At 48.6% G+C, this 22,346-nt stretch carries 2 protein-coding genes (1 of these 2 only partly in view); both read right to left on the reverse strand.

Features of this window, described 5'->3' with window-relative positions; genetic code table 11:
- Complete coding sequence (locus OHJ21_RS11660) at positions 1–18,003, reverse strand: SDR family NAD(P)-dependent oxidoreductase (protein WP_486020112.1); 18,003 nt, start codon at positions 18,001–18,003, stop codon at positions 1–3.
- Positions 18,000–22,346: the 3' portion of an SDR family NAD(P)-dependent oxidoreductase gene (locus tag OHJ21_RS11665; RefSeq protein WP_486021035.1), read on the reverse strand. The gene runs 5,991 nt beyond the window's last position; only the last 4,347 of its 10,338 coding nucleotides appear in the window; the start codon falls outside the window, past its right edge; its stop codon occupies positions 18,000–18,002. Before OHJ21_RS11665 ends, OHJ21_RS11660 begins: the two co-directional genes overlap by 4 nt.

Genomic DNA, 22,346 nt, shown 5'->3' on the forward strand with positions numbered 1-22,346 from the left:
TCATGCCTTGACTCCGTGTAATTCTTTCGTCTTCTCTTTAAACATGTGGAGAAACTCTTTGGTCATGCCATGTTCCGAATATAACTCTTCGCAAAACGCAAAAATCGTTTCATAAGATTTGGCTTCTGATAACAGCACCATATGATTGGAAGGATCTATATCCATAACATGCAGATTAGGAAATTGACGTTCCCATTCCTCCCAGTAGGTTGCATGGTCAAGAGCAGAAGAATCTTCGGTAGTAGAGAAATAGGGTTCCAGCTCTCCGAAGATCAGTCCACCCTTATTGCGGAAGTAGTAGCAGGTTACTGCATCGGGTTCGGATAGCGGCCTCACCGAAAATCGATCAAATTGGTATGCATGCTGTATCTTGATATTCGCTTCGATCATCGACATGATTTGCTCCTCCGTCTTGGTGAGTCCGCGGGTGTTTCCAAGCTTAATTAACTGTTCAAACAATTCCTCTTCCTGAACACTCAGATCCAATTCATTTCGATGGATGAGCGTCTGCATAAATGTGTCCGGTTCCTGAAAATTCTTTGAAGCAAGGGCCAAATTAACGGCTTGCAATACGGCCGTCTTTCTAGAAACGGCTCCTTGCTGAAACTCTTTTCCATATGGTGAATCCAGCATCACCACTGAATTCACCGAATGACCAAGCTCCTGCAATTGACGCGTCACTTCATACGCCAGTACTCCGCCTAAGGAGTAACCTCCCAGATCATAAGGCCCGTTAGGCTGAACGGATTGAATAATATGGGCATAGTACGCAGCCATCGCCCCAACCCCTTTTAACGGAGATCGATCAGTTAACCACCCTCTTGCCTGGATGCCGTAAAATGGCCGCTCGCTCTTTTGCGCGAGCTTTTGATACATTTCCACGCCACCCAAGCCGCCATGAAACCAAAATACGGGCGATCCCTGTGAGCCATTGTTAAGAAGGATTAGCTCGGGAAACTGCGGCCAACTCCCGGGCACTTCGGACTTACTTTGTCGGCTGATACTTCGTGATCCATCCACTTTGCTCAGCGATTCGATCATTGTAATGATATCCAGAAAGGTCCTGCATTCCTGAAGTTTAATGAGATCCACCGCCGGGGCCAACTGATTCTGCAATTGCTGCAAAAGCTGCATCAATAGAATGGAGTCAAGCCCATATTGATCCAAAGGCCGGTCCGGATTCATCTCAGAGGGTGCCATTCCCAGTATTTTCGATACGATCTCGATAACACGGCTGCTTACATTAGGGTCCGTCTCCGCCATAACCGATGTGGTTTCTGTTAAACGATGGGTTGAAGCTGCACGTTTAACCTGTCCCTCATGGATCTCTCGTGCACTCTCGCTATCAAGATCGGGCCAGCACCTTCTCCTCTCAAACGGATAGACAGGCAGTGACATTCTACGAACCTCTTTTGCATCGTGAAGTGTTTCCCATGGAAATATGCCGCCTCTTGTCCATTGGAGAGCAATATCATTCAGGTTGTTATCCGCAAATAATGTTAGAACGGCATCCGAATCCATTTTGGGCTTGGAATTGACTGTCTCTCCTGTAAAAATGACAGGATGCGAATCTTTCGCCATCGGGAGGACTTGCGATGGTTTCAGGAATTGCCTGAAACCACTAATCAGCTCCTCGCGACAACTTGCAACGAAAGCCAGCCGGGATTCCATCTGTTCTCTGCCTATCTGCAAGGTGAATGCGAAATCGGATAAAGAGAATTCCGGCACACGTTCTGCATATTCAAGCATGTGTCGAGCATATTCTTCCAGTCGCTCTGTACTTTTTGCCGAGAGAGCTACGATCTGAGGTTTCCTCGAAGGTTCCTGATGCTTACCGGCATCTGCCGGAACATACTCTTCCAGGATGACATGAGCGTTCACACCGCCGATGCCATAACTGTTTATCGCCGCACGTCGCGGGAGCACCTTACCATGCACATCGGTTAACGGCTCCCATTCATGATGCTCTGCAGAAATTCGAAGCGGACTTCCCTCCAGCGAAATATGCTGACTCGGACTCGTAAATCGTTTCACTCCAGGGATAAGTTTGTGTCTTATCGCCTGAATGGACTTGATCAACGAAGCCATGCCTGAGGCAACTTCCCCATGACCCAGTGAAGGCTTCAGCGTGCTGATATAACAAGCGCTCTCTCCCAAAGAACCAGATGGGGATGGATCGTTAGACGCTATCTCCTGATAACCCGCCTTCAATGCATTGACTTCGATGCCGTCGGCGATAGGCGACGCGATACCATGGGCTTCAATGTAGGATATCGTCCGGGGGTTAACACCCGTGCCTTTAAATGCTTGGGCCATGGCAGCCTTCATCCCTGCCGCATTGGGCGAGGTCAATGACATTCCCTTGCCCCCATGGGACACGCCGGTCCCTTTAATTACGGCATAAATTAAATTATTGTCCTCAATCGCTTTCGACAATGGCTTGATGATGATTGCACCAACACCTTCGCTCCGAACAAATCCGTCCGCGTTGGACTGAAAGGATTTAGCTTTTCCATCTGGGCTTAGATATCCCATAGCATCAAAGCCTATGAAGCCTATAGGAGAAATCAGCAGATTTACAGCGCCTACAATTGCTTGTTCGCATTCTTCGTTATATATGGATCGGATCGCTCGATGTAACGCTACCAATGTAGAAGAACAAGCTGTTTCGTAGTATTCACTGGGACCTTGCAAGTTTAATGCATATGAAATGCGGTTTGGAATCAGGGACGGGACCACGCCGGTCATCGCTTGGGGATTTCCTTGTGAAATCGAAGTGATGTTCATATAATCGCCTGGGCCAGCAGCTACGAAAACGCCTGTAGGCTGTTGCGAGAGCTTGCTCGGCGAAATGCCGGCATCTTCAACCGCCTTCCAAACCTGAGTCAGCAGGAGACGCTGTTGGGGATCCATCATTTCGGCTTCTCTCGGAGAAATACCGAAAAACAACGGATCAAACTCTTCCACGCCTTCAATAAAGCCCCCCCATTTCAGACTGGTTTGCTCTTCGTCATCAGAATCATCGTCCAAGCATTCTCTCCAATCCCAGCGCTCTTTCGGTATTTCCGTTATACAGTCCTTGCCCTCCACGATATTCTTCCAAAATTCATCCACATCCTTTGCCATCGGAAACAGGCCACTGATGCCCACAATCGCAATTGGCTCAGATTCAGAATCGGTGGCCTCCGGGTCCGGAGACGGCGACTCAGACCGGACTGCCATCCTTGCCGGGCGAGAACGTGATTTTCTCAAGGGAATCTCTTCTTCCTTGGGCCCCCTTGTCTTCGGCACGGATATATCCTGCTCAGCGGTTAATGCAGCCTTTACATCAAAGGCAGTCCGATGTTCCGATAACAAGTATTCGGCAAAGCTATCCAGCGTCGTATATTCAAAGAACACGGTAGGTGTAAGTTCAAGGTGGTATTCCTCATTCAAATGATTGGCAAATTGCGTAAGCGAGATCGAATCAAACCCATACTCACTTAACTCCGAATGCATATCGATGTCTTCCAGCTTGACCTTTAGCAGCTTGGATACAGTCTGGACCAAGGCTGTCTCTACTCTTGCTGCCAAGCTGGTATCATCTGACTTAACGAGCGCTGGCATGTTCTCATGCTGACCGGATGCGGCTGCAGGCAGCATTCTAGGCTTCACTCGGGACAGGATGCCTGTCATTACTACCACCTGGTTCCTTCCCGAGGCAAGCCCCTGATACAGTGCTTGGATACCTGTCGAAGTCTGCATTGGGACAGTACCCAGGCTCTTCATCATGATTTTTTCGACTTCCTCGTCAACACGCATACCGCCTTCTTTCCAGAGCGGCCAATTGATGGATAACATGCGTCCATGCCTTTGCCTGGAAGCCGTAAGCGAATTTCTATACTCCGCGTAGGCATCCATGAAAGCGTTAGCGGCTGAGTAATCCGCTTGTCCCGGATTCCCCGTCGCCCCAGCCACAGAAGAAAACGCAATGAACCAATCCAGTTGAATGTCTTCGCTAGCTTCGTCTAGATTTACGAGTCCCCTTACTTTGGGTGCCATCACGTTTTCCAACTCTTCGACATCTTTTCTGAGAATTAGATTGTCTCGGATAATGCCCGCCCCATGAATGATGCCGTTCAGGCTTCCGTATTCCTCATGAATGCTCTGAATTAAGGAAGTAACCTGCTGCTTATTTGTCACGTCGACTTGTCGATAATCAACCTTGGCTCCAAGAACCCGCAGTTCATCCAGTTCGGCATGCATGCTCTCATGCAGTGATGAGCGTCCGGTAAGAATCAATACGGCCTCTTTCGCTTTATGGAGAATCTCTTTGGCAAAAATGATGCCAAGACCTCCTGCACCACCTGTGATCAGGTAAATGCCTCGGTCTCTCCAGGGAGCAGCCGCCTTCATAGCATCAGCTTGGAGTTCATCCCATCCGGCAACCCAACGTTTGCCGTCCCGATACCGAATCCGTTGATCCATTGGATAATGACTGTTCTCCATCAGTACGTCCGTTATATTAGAATCAACGGATTCTATTTCGATATATTGACATACCAGCTTGGAGTTTTCCGACTGTGCAGCCTTCATCAAGCCGGAGATACCCGATAACAACAGCCGATCCTGCTGAGAGAGTGACAACACCTGGATAAGGATTTTTTCTTTGGGCTTGTCTCTCAGGATCGCTTGAATCTCCTCAAAGATTCGGGCCGAATACGTTATGAACCGTTCTTCTATTCGTTCCTGATATGATTCCAGCGTAATGCAACGGGCCTGGCTCAACGGATGGTTTAAACTCTGCTCCATGCCCGAACTGATTTCACACAGGAACACCAAGTGTTTGGCATACTCCGGGGCACTGCCAATCCGAGCAGCTGGCTGGTCCCTCCAGATCGGTTCCAGCATGAGGGTGCCAGGTGTTTCCGAAACCGCCGATGATTTCACCTCTCCGTCAAGCACCCTGGTTGAAAACCCCTTCATTTTTACATAAACCTTACCCAGAACATCACATAGGTCGATATCCAGTTTCTGCACTTTACTCTCTGGTTTATTTCCGTCACTGTACCGGATTCGTGCCCACATCTCGGAAGGACAGCTGCCGAAAACCTCCAGCTCCTGCAGGGCAAAAGGAAGCCCCGGCTTCAATGAAGCGGTCGACGCTGAATCTGGGCTCATCATCATGGATATGGTGGCCTGCAGAGCAGAATCCATTAGGCTGGGGTGCAGCGTAAATGGAGCAGCTGGGTCGGTCACTCCGGATGGAAGAGACAGCTTCGCTAACGCCTGGCCTCTGCCCAGATAGACTTTTTGTATGCCTTGATGTGCTGGACCGTATTGTATACCCATTGCGCTATAGGTTTCATAGATCTTGCTTGATGAAATGATGTCCAGATTGCATTCAGCCAGAAGAGATTCAATATCCAACGAAGCATGATCATTCATGCTGCATACTTCCGCACTTCCCTGGCTGTGCAGCACCGGTTCTCCTCCCGCTTCCTGCTCACTGTATACTTCATAGGCAATTTCACCATTATCCTCATGATATAGATCCAAATGGACTTGAACCGGTTGATCTTCCGCCACAATGGGCCGAGCCCATACGACATTTTTAAGCCGAATTCCTGTGCGACCTTGCTCCAGCGTCTCTCCGGCAATTTGTTCTACGGCCGTTCGAGCCATTTCAAGATAAGCCACTCCAGGCAGAACCCGCTGTCCCTTCACAACATGATCCTTTAGGAAAAACTCGCTCCCCGTAAAAACCGAACTGAAACGCAGCCCCGAAAGATCGGAGGTATTCCGGTGAAGTAAAGGATGAACAACCGATACGGCGGGAACTCCAACAGGCTCTGTTGCATTGGCATCCTTCTCGATCTCAGGAATCCAGTAAGGTTCACCAGCAAACGGATAAGTTGGCAAGCTAATGCGGCACGGCTTCACGTCTCCATAGATCTGGTTCCAGTTGACACCCAGTCCTCTTACCCAAAGATTGAGAAGTTTGGCGTATTTTCCACGCTGGATCCATTTGATAACGGCTTCCTGAAACTCTTCATCTGCTTCGAAGACTGACAACGTCTCCTTATTGCGTTTAACCTGTCCCCGGAACATGTCCTTGATATGACCACGGCCCTCAATGAATCCTTCCAACTTCATCTTAAGATCGTCCATAGACCCTACGATCCATGCCAATCGTTCTTCCATGGCTTCACGCCCCACTTGAAGCGTATAGGCAATATCAGCAAGCGCGCCGTCAGAGAACTGTTCTTCCGTAATGGCATACAATAACTGCCTGGCCTTTTCCCGGAGCCTGTCTTCGTTTTTAGCCGATAAGAGAATTAGCGCAGGACTTTGCGAATTGACGGCAATGCGGGCCCGTGGATCGTTCACCGGGACATACTCTTCAACTATGATATGTGCGTTAGCTCCCCCTGCACCGAAGGATGAAATACCGGAACGGCGAGGAACTTCCTGTCCATGAATCGTTGGACGTTTCCAATGAGCGGTATCACGCTGCACAACAAATGGTGTCCGATCAAAGTCAATATTAGGATTTAAACCATGCCCGTGCATGACATTTTTCACTAAGGTTTGATGCTTCAATTGAAGCAGCACTTTGGTAAGCTGCGCAATACCAGCCGCTGCCTCTGCATGTCCAATGTTGGATTTGACTGAAGAAATGGAGCAATATCCTATATCCCCGGTATATTTGCCGAATACATCCGTCAAGCCTTTAATCTCAATCGGATCCCCGAGAGAAGTTCCGGTGCCGTGAGCTTCAATGGAACTGATGCTTCTTGGATCAATCCCGCTTTGGAGAAGCGCCTTTTCAATCGCCTGAGACTGGGACACTGGACTTGGTACCGTATAACCGTTCGTCCTGCCCGCATGACTGACCGCGGTTCCTTTTATGACCCCATAAATGGAATCCTGATCCTTGATTGCCTCCTGCAAAGGCTTTAAAAAGACTGCGCCTACCGCCTCAGACGGCACATAACCTGTTCCCCCTTCGCCAAAAGCGCGGCATCTTCCGTCGGAGGCGCTGAATTGTCCCTGGCACAATGTAATATACTTGCTAGGATGGAGCGAAAGATTTACACCGCCGGCGATTGCCATCCGGGACTGCCCATTTCGAATGCTTTCACAAGCCAGGTGAACTGCATATAGGGATGAAGAACATGCTGTGTCCACCGTCAAGCTTGGACCTGTAAAATCCATGATATAAGACACCCGGTTTGCTATCGAGAACATCTGGCTTGTCGCCAGATACATCTCTTTACTGGCTTGCCCGGCAGCATCGGCCATAAACAACTGATAGTTGTTAAAAGTAGCACCGACATATACTCCGATTTGATTTCCATACCCATCCCGCTTCAGCGATTCCCGGGTATATCCCGCATTCTCCATACATCCCCAGGCAACCTCAAGAAACAAGCGTTCCTGCGGATCCATGTACATGGCGTCCCTTGGCGAAATATTAAAAAACAATGGATCGAAATATTCAATGCGATCCAAAAAGCCTCCCCACTTGCTATAGCTTAAACCCTTCGCTACCGCTTTGGTCCGGTCCGGTTCATAGAAGCCGTCTAAAGACCAGCGACTTGCCGGAATTTCTTCAATGGAATCCTTTCCTGCGTACAGGTTATTCCAGAACTGCTGCAGCGTATCTGCTTTCGGATAGCGGCCAGCTAAACCGATAATGGCAATATCGTTCGAGGCGTTTGGCTGCCGATCCGTTAATAAGATCGAACGGCTTAAAGGTATCGCTGCTGGAATAGGAGCTGACGGAGGTTGTTTTGAGGCCGGTCCCACTTCCTCAACCTGCTTTATGTTCTTCAGAGATGCCCCATTCACAGCCGTATCCACATGCTTGGAGACCGCTACATTATATTCCTGTGCCAAATAAGCGGCTAATGCTTGGATGCTGTTGTACGTATAAAAAAGAGTGGCGTCTAACTGTCCAACCCAGAGCTCGATTTTTTTATTTAACGCATGAATCATCAGGGAATCCAGTCCCAATTCTTCAAAGGTGGCCGCATTCTCCAATTTGTCATGGGGAATCCCGGTTACCTCCGTCAAGAGGGTTCTTAGTTGAGCAGAAACTGACGACACCAGCGCTTCGGAATCCATTTCGCCTGAATGATATGAAATCTCAACATCAGCTTTGATCTCCACATCATATGTGCGGTCGGCTAACGGACACACCTCAGCCTCTACTGCAGGATGAGGTCCTGCGGCATCGATCCTCCTGATTGTTGGCTCACCAAATTCTGCTTCAGCAGTATTCACCCAATAGCTTTCCCGTTCAAATGGATACGTCGGCAGCTTAACCTTGTAAGGTCGAACATGACCAAAAAGTTGACCCCACTCGATTTCATATCCTTGGCAGTAAAAGTCCGCCAGGGCATATAGCGTGTCTTGAAATTGGCTTTTGCCAAGATGCTGGGTACAGCTCTTCGCAAGCAGTTCCTGTATATACAGTTGCATCGCTTTTTGTCCGGTAAAATCGCGGGGAACCCTGCCTTCGAAAAGATTCGGCACTTTCTCGCGGTTCCCAGCCTGTTTCATTACATACACAGCATCACTTAAATCCTGTATGACAACGGCACAGCGATAACTGAAATGAACGCGGCCATTCAGCAGCGTATAGCTGATATGCTGAAGGTCCTCTTCACCCCACTTCTCATTAACGAGTGCATGAAGCATATCCCGGATTTTTTCCTCGAGCGCTTCTTTCGTTTTGGCTGAAAGTGCAAGCACATAGTACGGCGGTCGCTCCGTGGACACAGCAACTTTTTTCCTCGAATAACTCTCGACAACCATGTGCGCGTTAGTTCCGCTCATTCCGAAAGCGCTGACGGCTCCTTTTAGGGATGCTCCGTTAGCTTGACTCCAAGCCTTCGCTTTCTTGTTCACATAGAACGGGCTGTCCGCCCATTGGATATAATCGTTCTCTTGCACAAAATTAAGACTTGGCGGAATCATTTCATGACGCAGGGACATCACGAGATTAATCAGGCTTACCAGTCCGGAAGCCGCAAAAGCATGGCCGAAATTCGTCTTGGAAGAGGTAAGCGCGCAGTACCCCTGTTTCTCCGTATGCGCTTTAAACGCTTCATTCAAGGCATTAATTTCTACTGGGTCGCCCAATTTTGTCCCGGTGCCATGGGTTACAATGTACTCTATTTCTGCTGGATTGATCTGATATTGATGGTAAACTTCTTTCAACAGATTGGTTTGGGCAATTCCGCTGGGAGCTGTGATCCCATTGGTTCTCCCATCATAATTAACTCCGCTTCCGCGAATCACCGCATGTATAGGGTCCCCATCCGCTTCGGCTTGTGACAAGCGTTTGAATACCAAAGCGGTAACAGCTTCACCGGGAACCGTTCCGTTAGCCCGTTGGTCAAACGCATAACACTTGCCGTCTGCAGATAATATCCCAGCCTGACTAATGCCAGTGTATGCATTGGGTGTAAGCAGAAGATTGACTCCTGCCACGATGGCCGCGTCGCACTCTCCATTACGTAGGCTCATACACGCTTGATGAGCTGCAACCAGTCCCGATGAACATGCTGTATTAATGGCCATATTCGGCCCGGTCAAGTTCAGAAAATACGATAATCTCGCTGCCAGAATAGCATTATGGTTAGAGGTTATACTCCCTTTGTCTTTCACAAGCAGATGATAGTCGCCATCTTCGACTCCAACAAACATCCCGATCTTGCATCCGCCAAGCTTGTCCTCCCCATACCCGGCATCTTCCAGCGCCCTCCAGGATTCCTGAAGCAAAAGCCGCTGTCTCGGATCCATCGTTTTCGCTTCATTAGGCGAAATCTCAAAAAACATCGGATCAAATTCACGGACGCCCGGAATGGTTCCGCACCATTTGCAATGGATTGGCGTTGATTCCTGCTCGCCATCCCCATAATATCGCCGCCAATCGAATCTCTCGGCAGGAACTTCCGACACGGCACTTTTGCCTTCCGCCAGGATCGTCCACATCTCATCGATGTTTCGGGCTTCCGGAAACCGTCCGCTCATGCCAATGATCGCAATAGGCTCATGGAGGTTTGATGATGAGGCTATTCGTTCCTGCACCCTCGCTCTCTTGAAAGCTTTTGGCTCAGCTGCAGCTGTGTCTGGGAAGTTTGGCGATTCCGTATCTACGATCTGACTTTCTCGATAAAATTCAGTCATCATTTCGTTATGCTCTTTCAAAAAATAATCGATTAATTTTCCGATCGTGGATTGTCCGAAGAATAACGAAGGTGTGATATCCAAGTCATAATGCCCGGTCAGCACATTGGCAAATTGTGCAAGATTGATGGAATCAAAGCCGAATTCCGCCAAATTTTCGTCTAAATCCAGCTTATCGCGAGGGATCTTAAGGAGCTCGCTTACGATTTCCTTCATATCCCATTCCAGGCGCTGCGCAAGGCTCAATCCCTTCATTTCATTCCGCCATCCCTTGCCTTGAGCAGCGTTCGCATTTACGGTATTTGGTGTTTGTCTATTTGCTTCAAATGAATTCTCGTTGTTGGCCAGCCCCAGGAATCGATGCACCCGGCTTCGCTGACCAACCAGCACCAGATGCTGCGAAAGACTGTGAGAAAGAATGCGCTCAAATATCTGTAAGCCCTCTTCAGTCTCCAGCAAGCGCTGACCGCTGGATTTCAAATACATCTTGGTATTATCCTGATCCTCAAAGCCCATGCCGCCTTCCTTCCAAAGCGGCCAATTGATCACGATGGATCGACCGGCCCGGTTCTGTTCGTTCCGATGTCGCGCATATGCCATCTGATACCGGTTTCCAATGGCGTAGTCGCATGAACCAAAATCGCCAATCACAGCCGAGGTGGATGAGAAATAACAGATAAATTCCAACTGCTGCTCATCCTGAAGTATTTCATCCAGTGCGAGTGTTCCTTCCACTTTAGGAGCGAGCACTGCATGGAAATCTTCCAACACTTTTTCAAGTATATGTTGACGGCTTGACATGCCGGCCGCATGAATAACCCCATGTATAGGTCCGAAACGAGCCTTTGCAGCGACCAAACCTTCACGCATATGTTCCACGTCACAAATATCGGATTGGACATATAGAACTTGACTGCCCAGGTCCTCCAGCTCCTTGATGCCGGCCCGTATTTCATCATTCATCGGGGATCTGCCTGTAAGGATTAAATTCGCAGCATACCGGCTTGCGATATGTCTGGCAAAAAGAAGCCCCAAGCCGCCACATCCACCGGTAATCAGGTAGGTTCCCCCTCGCTTCAACATGATAGAATCAATCTCCAGCATGGTGGGCTTGACTCGGCAAATATATCGTTTACCGTCCTGATACAGTACACTTCCTGATTGGTTTGCTTGAAGTTCCGTCCACAGCTTCTCAATCGGGACGATCAGAGACTCCTTTCGCAACCGTGCCTGCAACTCAATGGAAACGACACTTACGCGAACATTTGGCAGTACGAGACCTAAAGATCGCTCAAAGCCAATCCATGATTCCATATAACATCGCTCAATCGGATTCTCGAATTGGCCGGCAAGCAACAACTGCTTCGGTTTTAATTTTGCGGCAGCGATAGCCTGAACCAAATGCACGATGCTGGAATAATCTTTGATGTACGCAGCATCTTCAATTGGCCATAAATACAGCACGGCATCGATTTCTTTGAAATCCTCGCGGATACTCGACAGCACCTGTACATATGAATCCCTATTCATCACGGGAATACGGTAATCATGCCTGGATTTCTTGTCAAAGACGGTACTTTGCGAAACAAAAATAACCTGCATGTCTCCATCCAAGGCTGTGGCTTTGTCCGTAACAATCTGTTTGCTCTCCTCTTCGGTTAGGAAACAAACCAGCGTCTTTAAATCGGCGTTATGGATATCCTCTAAAGCCTCTTCTTCCCAGACCTCTTCAAATGTCATCAATTCGTTAGCTTCTTGCGGCGCCGCACCTTCTGTTATTCGAAGCTGATCTTGTCCCACAGAAGGCCAATGATGTGCATCTCTTCGGGGCCTGTTTATGATTCGGAAGCGCCCGGGTTTCGTATTTGGAACGCCAGCGGTCGCGTCTTGGACAGATGCCCAATAATGCTCTCTGGCGAATGGATAAGTCGGGAGCTCTGTCAGCTGGGCCAATGCACCGTCATATAAACCTTCGCCGCTGATCTCATACCCTTGGCAGTACAGATCAGCTAATGCATAGAGTGCTTCTCGGTATTTATCCGGATCTTCCTTCAGAGATTGGGCAGATCTCAGTAGATCGTTGACGTACTGCTGGATCAAAGGTTGGCCTTCAAAATCACGTGGCACTTTTCCAGCAAAGCGATTGGGCAGACGTAAGGTATCCCCGTTTGCCGATAATATATATTCTGCGTCCTGTTTATCCCCAGCAACAACTGCTATACGATGGTTAAAATGCTGTCGTCCTTCCAACAAGGTATAACTTATTTTGCTCAACGATTCCTGTGATGCATCCGCTTTTCCTAGCATGACAACCATATCTTGAATCTTCTCTTCCATTGCTTCCTTCGTTTTGGCAGAGAACGTAAGCAAATGATAAGGGGGAATGCCTGTTGGCTCTTCTACGGAAGCTGTAACGTAGCTCTCCAAAACCATATGAACGTTCGTTCCGCTCATTCCGAACGCACTTACGGCACCCAGACGTTTTTTAATTCCGCTGGCTGGCCAGGGTTTATTCGATATATTGACATAAAAAGGACTTTCCGTCCAATGGATAAAATCATTCTCTTGCTCAAAATTCAGGCTTGCAGGAATCGTTTCATGACGGAAAGCTTGTATCAGATTGATCATATTGACTAACCCAGAAGCGGCGAAGGTGTGCCCAAAATTCGTTTTATTGGAAGTAATCGCGCAATATCCTTGTTTATCCGTATAGGCTTTGAATGCATCTTGAAGGGCGTTTACCTCTACCGGATCCCCCAGCCTCGTTCCGGTCCCGTGTGTTACGACATATTCAACATCACCCGGGTTAACACGAGACTGTTCATAAACGGCTTTCACAAGCTCGGTTTGCGCAACTCCGCTCGGAGCCGTGATTCCGTTTGTTTTGCCGTCATAGTTAATACTGCTGCCGCGGATCACCGCCAAGATCGAATCCCCATCGGCCTCTGCCCTGGATAAACGCTTGAGCACAACCACGGTGACCGCTTCTCCAGGAACAAGCCCGTTCGCCCGTTTATCAAATGCAAAGCATGTACCATCCCTGGAGAGCATCCCGGCCTGACTCATTCCAACATACGGGTCTGGAGTAAGCATCAGATTGACACCGGCAGCAATGGCCGTATCACACTCATCATTGCGAAGGCTGAAACAAGCTTGGTGTGCTGCGGCCAGCCCAGAAGAACATGCCGTATCCACCGTGAGTACCGGACCATTCAAATTCAGAAAATAGGACAGCCTTGCCGCCAGAATAGCATTATGGTTGGAGGTAATCCCTGCCTCTCCTCTAACTAGCTGCTGGTAATCCCCTTGCTCAGCACCCACAAACATGCCAATTTTCCCAGCTCTGATTTTTTTGTCTCCGTAGCCAGCATGCTCCAACGCCTTCCAGGCTTCCTGGAGCAATAAGCGCTGCCGCGGATCCATTGATTCCGCATCCTTAGGTGAGATCTCGAAAAATAACGGATCGAATTCGCTAACGCCCGGGATACAACCGCACCATTTACTGTCTGTCTTGTGAGGATCCTTGTCTGAGGGACTGTAATAATGACGCCAATCAAACCGATCAGCGGGAATTTCTCTCACTGCGTTCCTTCCCTCGGTCAGAATCGTCCACATTTCTTCAACGTTTCTCGCTTCCGGAAATCGTCCGCTCATGCCGATAACGGCGATGGGCTCATGGGCATCATCAGATAGGTTGCTGCTTAGCTTCATCTTTGCCTGCGCGATGGGGCGTGCTTGGGGAGCGATCTTTGCAGGCCTGTGCTCGTCAGCCTCATAGTAAAACTCGGCAAGTGCTTCTTGGTGCTCCTTCATCAAATACTCCGTTATTTTACTTATCGTGGAATGACCGAAGAATACCGAAGGTGTTAGTTCCACCCCATAATGCTTAGACAGCCTGGTCGCCAAATGGGTTAAATTTATGGAGTCAAAGCCAAAGTCAGCAAGATTGATTTCGCTGTCCAGCCTACCCTTCTGAATTTGGAGCAATATACCGATCTGCTCCTTCAAATCCCATTCAATGCACTGCTTCGTGCTCATGCCTCTCATTTCTCTTCGCCAGCCTTTACCTGACACAGCACTTCGATGACTTGCCGCGTGGATTGTTTCCTTGGAGCTTCCATCCATCTCCATCCTTGCAGACTCATTCGCATTCGCAGAATCCACGAGCGACTTCCGGGTTGATGAAACAACGCCTTCTTTAATCAGCTGATGCTCTGCAATATAATATCGTTCCCTCGCAAAGGGATAGATGGGCAGACTTCGACGGCGTGGTTTAACGCCATTCCTATACAGGATATTCCAATCCACGCGCAGGCCTTGAACCCAAATCATGGCGATGCTATGAAAATTCCGCTCCAGTACCAGCTTCTCCATCGATGAATCCGCTTCTTCTATACTCTGTTGCTCTTTACCCTGCTTCATCTGTCCCCTGTAGAGTCCATCAATATCGTTGTGTCCCGTCACATAACGTGTTAGCTTAGCTCGAAGATCTTGAATCGATTCCGCAACGACTGCAATCCGTTCTTCCATGCCTTCTCGCCCAACCTGAAGAGTGTAAGCCATATCAAGGAGCTGACTATCCGATAAAATCTCCTCAGCCATCATCTCCAAAAGCTGTTTCACTTTCTCGTTAAGGCATGATTGGTTTTTGGCTGACAACGGAACAACCACAGGAAGACCATCTTGAGAAGACGGGGCCGGGCGATACGTCTCCTCAGGCGTATATTCTTCCAAGATGACATGGGCATTGGAACCGCCTGCTCCAAAGGACGAGACACCCGCTATCCTAGGAAACTCTATAAGCTCTCCATCCATATGAATCACCGGTTTTTGCCATTCCTGAAGCGATTGCTGGACGACAAAAGGCGTGTTGGCAAAGTTAATGTTCGGATTCAGTTCTTTGGCATGCAGACTGGGTACCAGCATCTTATGCTTCATTTGCAAGACGATTTTGGTTAGACCGGCCATGCCGGCTGCCGCTTCCAAATGGCCGATATTGGATTTGGCTGAACCGATGGAGCAAAACCCAGTATCCCCTGTATCTATGGAGAATGCTTGGGTAAGCCCTGTTATTTCAACGGGGTCGCCGAGATCGGTTCCTGTTCCGTGCGCTTCGATATAACTGACCGCTCTTGCATTTATTCCTGCTTTATCCAGTGCAGCACGGACGAGATCTCCCTGCGCTACAGGATTGGGTACAGTATAGCCGTTGGTTTTACCGCCATGATTCGTACTGGTGCTTTTAATCACGGCATGAATCTGATCTTCATCTGCAATTGCACGTGACAGAGGTTTCAGAAGAACGATCCCCACGCCTTCACCAGGAACGAATCCGTTTGCGCCCTGGCCAAAACTTTTGCATCTGCCATCCTTCGAGAGCATTTGTTGAACGCTAAGCCAATGATAATTGGAAGGGTGCAAGTATAGATTCACACCGCCTGCGATCGCCATTTCACATTCTCCCAGATGAAGATGCTCACAGGCTTCGTGAATCGCGGTCAGAGAGGATGAGCACATCGTATCAATCGGCATGCTGGGTCCTTGTAAATTCAGATAGTACGAAACTCTGTTGGCAACTGAGCTAAAGGAGGTGTACGGGTTAACATGTTCCCCCTGCTCCCATAAACCGGGGCCGTACAGATCGTAACCCGTCTTCGTGATCCCGGCAAAAACGCCTACCCGGCGGTTATGCTTGATCGCCAGCTGCTTTCGCGTATAACCCGCGTCTTCTAACGCTTCCCAACAGGACTCGATGAACAAGCGCTCTTGAGGGTCCATCATCATGGCTTCACGGGGAGAAATATTGAAAAACAAAGGGTCAAAATCCGCAAATCCCTCTAAAAACCCTCCCCATTTACTATAGCTCTTGCCTTGCGCCACTGCTTCCTGTGGATCCGAATCGAAGAAGTCTTCCATCGGCCAGCGGTCACCAGGTATTTCGGTAATACAATCTTTGCCTGCCTTAAGATTCTCCCAATATTCGTTGAGATTGCGGGCAGAAGGATAACGTCCGCTTATACCGATAATAGCAATGGGTTCTCGCGATTTGAGCTCAGGTTTATGGATTGGAGAGCGGGTAGAACGGTTCTTCTCTTTACGGAATGAAACGAGAACAGGAAAAGGTTCACCGGAACGAGGATCCACCGATGGTCTTGCAGATCCCTCCTCACTCTGCTCTCCCAGCCCTGTCCACCACACACATCGTTCCGTGTGTTCGGCAGTCAGATAATCAAGGACTTCACCTAATGTCTGGTACTCGTAGAACAATGTTTTGGAAAGCTCCCCGAAGATCACTGCCATTTTTGCATTCAATTGGTTGATCATGATCGAGTCGATTCCATAACTCTCAAGGGGTTCATTCACATGTAATTGGGTAACCTCGAGTTGTGTCACTTCTCCAAAGAGGACTTTGAGTTGACGGCCCGTTCTGTCTCTTAACAAGCCCTCATCGACTTGGTGACGCTTCGTCGGTTCAGAAGCTGCTGATTTAGGAGTGGGACCGGGTAGCAGCCTCTCTCTGATCTGATCTACTTGACCTGACACGATGAGGACTCGATCATGACCGGAAGCCAGTGCTTGATGCATAGCCTGTATACCGGTTTTCGTGTCCAGAGCCATCATTCCCCAGCTTTGCATCATCGATTTCTCCGTTATTTCATCAACTTCCATTCCGCCATCCTTCCAGTATGGCCAGTTGATGGACAACGATTGGCCTTGACGCAGTCCGGTTGCTACGAGACCGTTTCTATACGCCGCATAGGCATCCATATATGCGTTGGCAGCAGCATAATCCGCTTGTCCCGGATTGCCGAAACAGCCCGCGATCGACGAGAAGAAAATAAAGAAATCCAGCGGCAAATCCTTGGTGGCCGAATCTAGATATGTCGTCCCTGACACTTTGGGATTCAGCACTTGCTCCAATTCATCCCCGGTCTTTTTAAGTATGAAATTGTCACAAACGACACCTGCACCATGGATGATCCCATGCAGGCTTCCGAATTCCTCCAGGATGTCATGAATCAGGAGTTCTACCTGATCCTTAAGAGACACATCCGTTTGTTTATATTCGATTCTGGCTCCTGTTGCTCTCATCTCATGAAGTTTGGCTTCTTTATCCATAGATAGGACAGAACGACCGGTAAGAATCAATACTGGAGCGTTAACTCGCCGGATAATATCTTCCGCAAACAGGAGTCCGAGTCCACCTGCGCCTCCGGTAATCAGATAAACCCCGTTGTCTTTCCATGGAATGCTCACCTCCACCGGCGGAACAATAACTTCATTCCACCCTGCCTCCCACCTTTTTTCTTGATCAAAGCGTATGATATCTACTGCCAACCCCTTGCTGCGGTTAAGCATTTGCACGAGTATTGATGCCTCTACGTCCGGTTCTATTTCTATCAGTTGACCGCTTAATCGCGGGTTTTCCATACGGGCTGTTCGTAGGAGGCCGTAAAGTCCGGTGAACAGCTTCTGCTCACCCTGAACCGGCACCACAAGTTGAATAAGCACCTCGCCGGTCACTTTCTGTTCCATTATCGTTTTTACGAGGTCAAGAAACTGCTGTGCATAGGATTGGAAGCGTTGATTGATCTCCAGGTAAGAAGGTGACTGAAGCATCAGGCACTCGATGCCTGTCAGCCCGCTCTGTAGACTTTCGAAGGTTGAATGATCCATCTCACAAAAGATGGCTAGATGCCGGACATAACTCGACGGATTCCGACCATTCATGGTCTCTGTTTCTTTATAGATCGGTGTAAACATCTGGACCCCTGAAGCAGAAACTGAGCCTTTTGAACTTGAAAGAGCATCCTGATTTCTCATATTTGTAATCCTCCTCCAACCTTTGCGTGTTTTACGGTATGCTGTCCGTTGCTCTCCAATCGCGCTGTAAGTCCTTTCATGGTTGCGTATAACGCTCCGTGATGATCGTAGAAGTCAATATCAACTTTGATATTTGTCCCCTGAACGCCATACGCACTGTTTCGTACGTGAACCCATGACAATGGCGTTGGCTTACCGATCATATGAACCTCCTGCAAGGATAGCGGTTGTGCAGAACTCACGATTCCGCTACCCATTTGCTCATCCCAATCTGGCAAGAGGCCTATCGTCGCTTGCATAGCAGCCTCGGTTAGACTTGGATGCAATATGAAATGATGGGATGAATCCCGAAAAGCAGAATGCATTGAAAGCTTCGCGAGCAGCTGGTGGTGTCCGATAAACATCTCCTCTACCACTTGCTGTTGAGGACTATGAATTATTCCTGCTTCCACATATACCTTGTACCACTCAAACTTCGAGAAATATTTCACATTGCATTGTGCCTGTACAAGACTCATATCAGCCCGCAATGCCTTGCTTTGAAGGGCCGTTGTCAACACCCGTCCCTGATTGTGTATAACCGGATCTATGCTATTCTTGTCCGCTGTACTGTAGATTTCATATGAAAGGTCTCCCGCATCCGGGAAGATATCAATATGGAGCTGCAAGTCTTCTTCCACAAATTCAACCGGTTGGGACCAAACCACATCCTTGATCTGAATCTCTTCATGGGCGTCAAGGAAAACTCCCCCCGATAACTCCGCTGCTTTCCTGGCCATCTCCACATATATCATCCCCGAGAGTGTATTCCTTCCTGAGACATCAGTTGAAGCCAGTAAAGGTTCGTCTCTGTTAAAAGTCGAGCTGTAGCGGACTCCCGAAAGATCCGATGTGTTCTGATGAAGCAGAGGGTGCAGCATGGCCTGCCCTTGTGGGGCTGATTCAATAGAAGAGCTGCCTTTGCCTTTTTTATCCGGTACCCAATAGCGTTCAGTCGCAAAGGGATAGGTTGGCAGAGATATGATGGTATAGCGTTCATTCGAGAACAACGCTTCATAATCAAGCCCATATCCTTGAATATATAACTCAGCAATCGTTGTTAGCCGCTCCACATATTCGGTGGGTTCGACCAAATGGCATTCCTGGATGCATTGGTTTCCGTATCGCTTTAAGGAAGGCTGTTCCCGACGATCATTTTCATTCAGTTCCGACACATAAACCTGTGGTACCTTGCTTCTGGCCAGCCATTTACTAAGGAATGTCATTAACTCATCCAAGCTCCGAGCTACGCAGGCTAAGCGGTTGTTAAAGTGCTTTCTTCCCGCCAACAAGGTATAGCTAAGGTTTCCGCAGTCTGCTTGCCTGTCATCTTGGCAGAAATCCAGCAGTTGATTCGCCTGCTTGCGCAGCTGCTCAGGCGTTCGTGCAGATAACACAATCAGATATCCCGGTTTGTCGGTATGACTCCCTGTTAGTTCCGGTGCCTCTTCTATAACAATATGGGCGTTAGTTCCGCTGAATCCGAAGGAGCTCACGGCTGCTCGTCTTTTACCACTCCTTCCTTTCTCCCAATCCCTGAGGCTCGTATTTACATAAAAGGGGCTGTCCTTAAACTGAATATTCGAATTCCCCGTTTCAAAATTTAGCGTAGGCGGAATTTGCTTATGCTTCAAAGACAGCAAAACCTTAATGATTCCCGCGACGCCAGCCGCATGGGCCGCATGCCCGATGTTGGTCTTGATCGAGCCGATCGCGCAGTACTCTTTGTTGTCGGTATAATTTCTAAAAGCCTTCGTTAGTGCCTGATACTCAATGGGGTCTCCCAGCTTCGTGCCCGTTCCATGAGCTTCTATAACCTGTATGTCGCCGGGATCAATTTGGAAGGCATCATATACGTTTCGTTCCAGGCGTTCCTGAGAGACGGCGCTTGGCGCCGTTATGCCGTTCGTCGTTCCGTCCTGGTTCATTCCCGATCCGCGAATGACTCCATAAATATGATCTCCGTCATGTATCGCTTCCTGAAGACGCTTCAGTACTAGAACGCCCGCCCCTTCACCCGGGATAAATCCGTCAGCACGCTCGTCAAAAGTATAGCTGTGGCCCGTTGTCGAAAGCATTCCCGCTTTGTTGGTGCTCAAATAGTACCATGGCGTAGACTGGATAAACACGCCTCCAGCCAATGCCATTTCCGTCTCGCCTGACCATAACCCCTGACATGCCATATGGACGGCGACTAATGAGCTGGAACAGGCCGTATCAATGGCGATGGCCGGTCCCTTGAGATCAAGATAATACGCAATCCGTGCCGGAATGACCGATCCAGCTATGCCCCAGAATGCTTGCGCCGGCGCATCATCTCCGAAGAGCTGTTGATAATCGCCCGCACCTCCAAGGCAGCCGACATAAACGCCGCAATGGCGTCCCTGAATCCTGGATCCGGCATAACCTGAGTCCTCCAGTGCCTTCCAGCATTCCTCCATAAATATCCTTTGCTGAGGATCCATATAGCTGGCTTCCAGACCATTAATATTAAAAAAGAATGGGTCAAACTGATCAATATTCTCTACAAAACCTCCGCGATCGCAATACTGGGCCACTTTCGGATAATGTGCCGAGAGATCCCAACGCGGAGACTCTCCAATAAGTTCTGCTCCGTTGGACAAGTGCGTCCATAGCTCGTTCACGTTAGCTGATTTAGCATACTTTCCGCTCATTCCGATAATGGCAATCGGTTCTTTGTTCATGGGTGTCATAGGAGAGACCTCATGCTTAACGAGATCAGGTGCTTGCCTTCCTGATATAGAAGCCTTATCGATAAACCGGCTGGAATAAGATGGCGATGCTGCTTCACCTAGTTCAGGTATATCCCGCCGATTGTCATCAGAGACGACTGGTTTGTTTAGATTCTGCCCAAGCAGGCCAGCGACTGCATCCCTGTGATCCGATAAAATATAAGCTGTAAGCTGCTTAACAGAACTGTAATCAAAGAGGCTCGTGGTATCGAGTTCGATGCGTAAGGCTTGATTAAGGACTTGTACCAGATGAACCCCGATAATGGAATCCAGACCATAATCGGCAAAGGACTCCTCCAATTCGATTTCGTTCCTATTTACTTTTAATGCCTCGGAAAGCTTCTCAATGATGGTCTCCTTCACATGATCTTCCAGCATCTGTTCGGTCATAACCGTGCTGGCCTGTTTAGCGGCAACGTTCTTAACTCGAGGCTGCTCTTCCACTGCGGCAATCGTTTCTAACCCGTCCCTTGTATCAAATGGTTTGGCATTAAACGTGCGTTTGACCTCTGCATCGGCTCTGTCTGAATGGGGCACCTGTTTCACTCGGACCACCCCGTTACTACTTGCCGCAATGATCTGCTGTCCCCATTCATGAGACTCTTTTGCCGGAAAAAAAACCGCTTCGTAGCCTTCGGACTCCAACACGTCCTTCCAGGTTTCGGGATACAGACCCGGACTACCAGGAATGCGTAAAGGTGCATCTTCATAAAGCCACCAACCTTCCAGGAGTCCAAAGGTTAAGTGCGTAAATAATCGGTTATCGCTCAGCTCATTGATTAGAATCAAACCGTTCTTTTCCAGGACGGATTTGGTATTGCGTAAAGTTTGGCGGATATTTCGGGTCGCGTGAAGCACATTTGTTGCAATAGCTATATCGAATTCACCCATAGGGGTGTCCGAGCCGGCAACGGGCGCATCAACATTCAATATTTTATAAGTCAAAAAGGGATTGTGCGGACCGTACTCCTTCTCAGCAAATAATAAAAACGCTTTGGAAATATCGGTGTAGCAATACTCCTCGATATAATCACTGTAAGGCTTTAGTTTTTGGAAAAGCCTGCTGCTCGTTCCTCCCGTGCCGGCACCAATTTCAATGATCCGGATTTTAACGGCAGGAGATTCGTTGATCCGTTCCTCCATATAGGCCAATAAGGTATCGGCAAGAACTTCATTGAAATGATCGGCGATGGGATTATTTTTATAGATGCCCTCCACTAGGTTCATGGAGGAATTCGGAAACATAATATCGGTGGCCAGGCGTTTACCTGTCAGAATTTCAGGCAATGCAAGCATGACCTCTTCAGCTAATGTCATCCATGCCTTTAGACTCGGATCTTCCAGCCATTCGACTTTCTTCAGTTCCCATTCCTTCCATAACAAGGCTTTATCAACGGATAACGGATCGGTTACTTTGTACATTTCACCATCCTGATAGAGGGAGTGATGCTGCACAAGGACGCGCAAGCTTTCCTCAAACCACTTTTGGTACATTGGGATGATTCCAATATGGGCTTTGCTCTCGGCTGACTTCGTATCCTTTTCCAATAA

Origin of the sequence: Virgibacillus sp. LDC1 (genome assembly GCF_025792345.1) — a bacterium.
GTDB lineage: Bacteria > Bacillota > Bacilli > Paenibacillales > Paenibacillaceae > Paenibacillus_AQ > Paenibacillus_AQ lautus.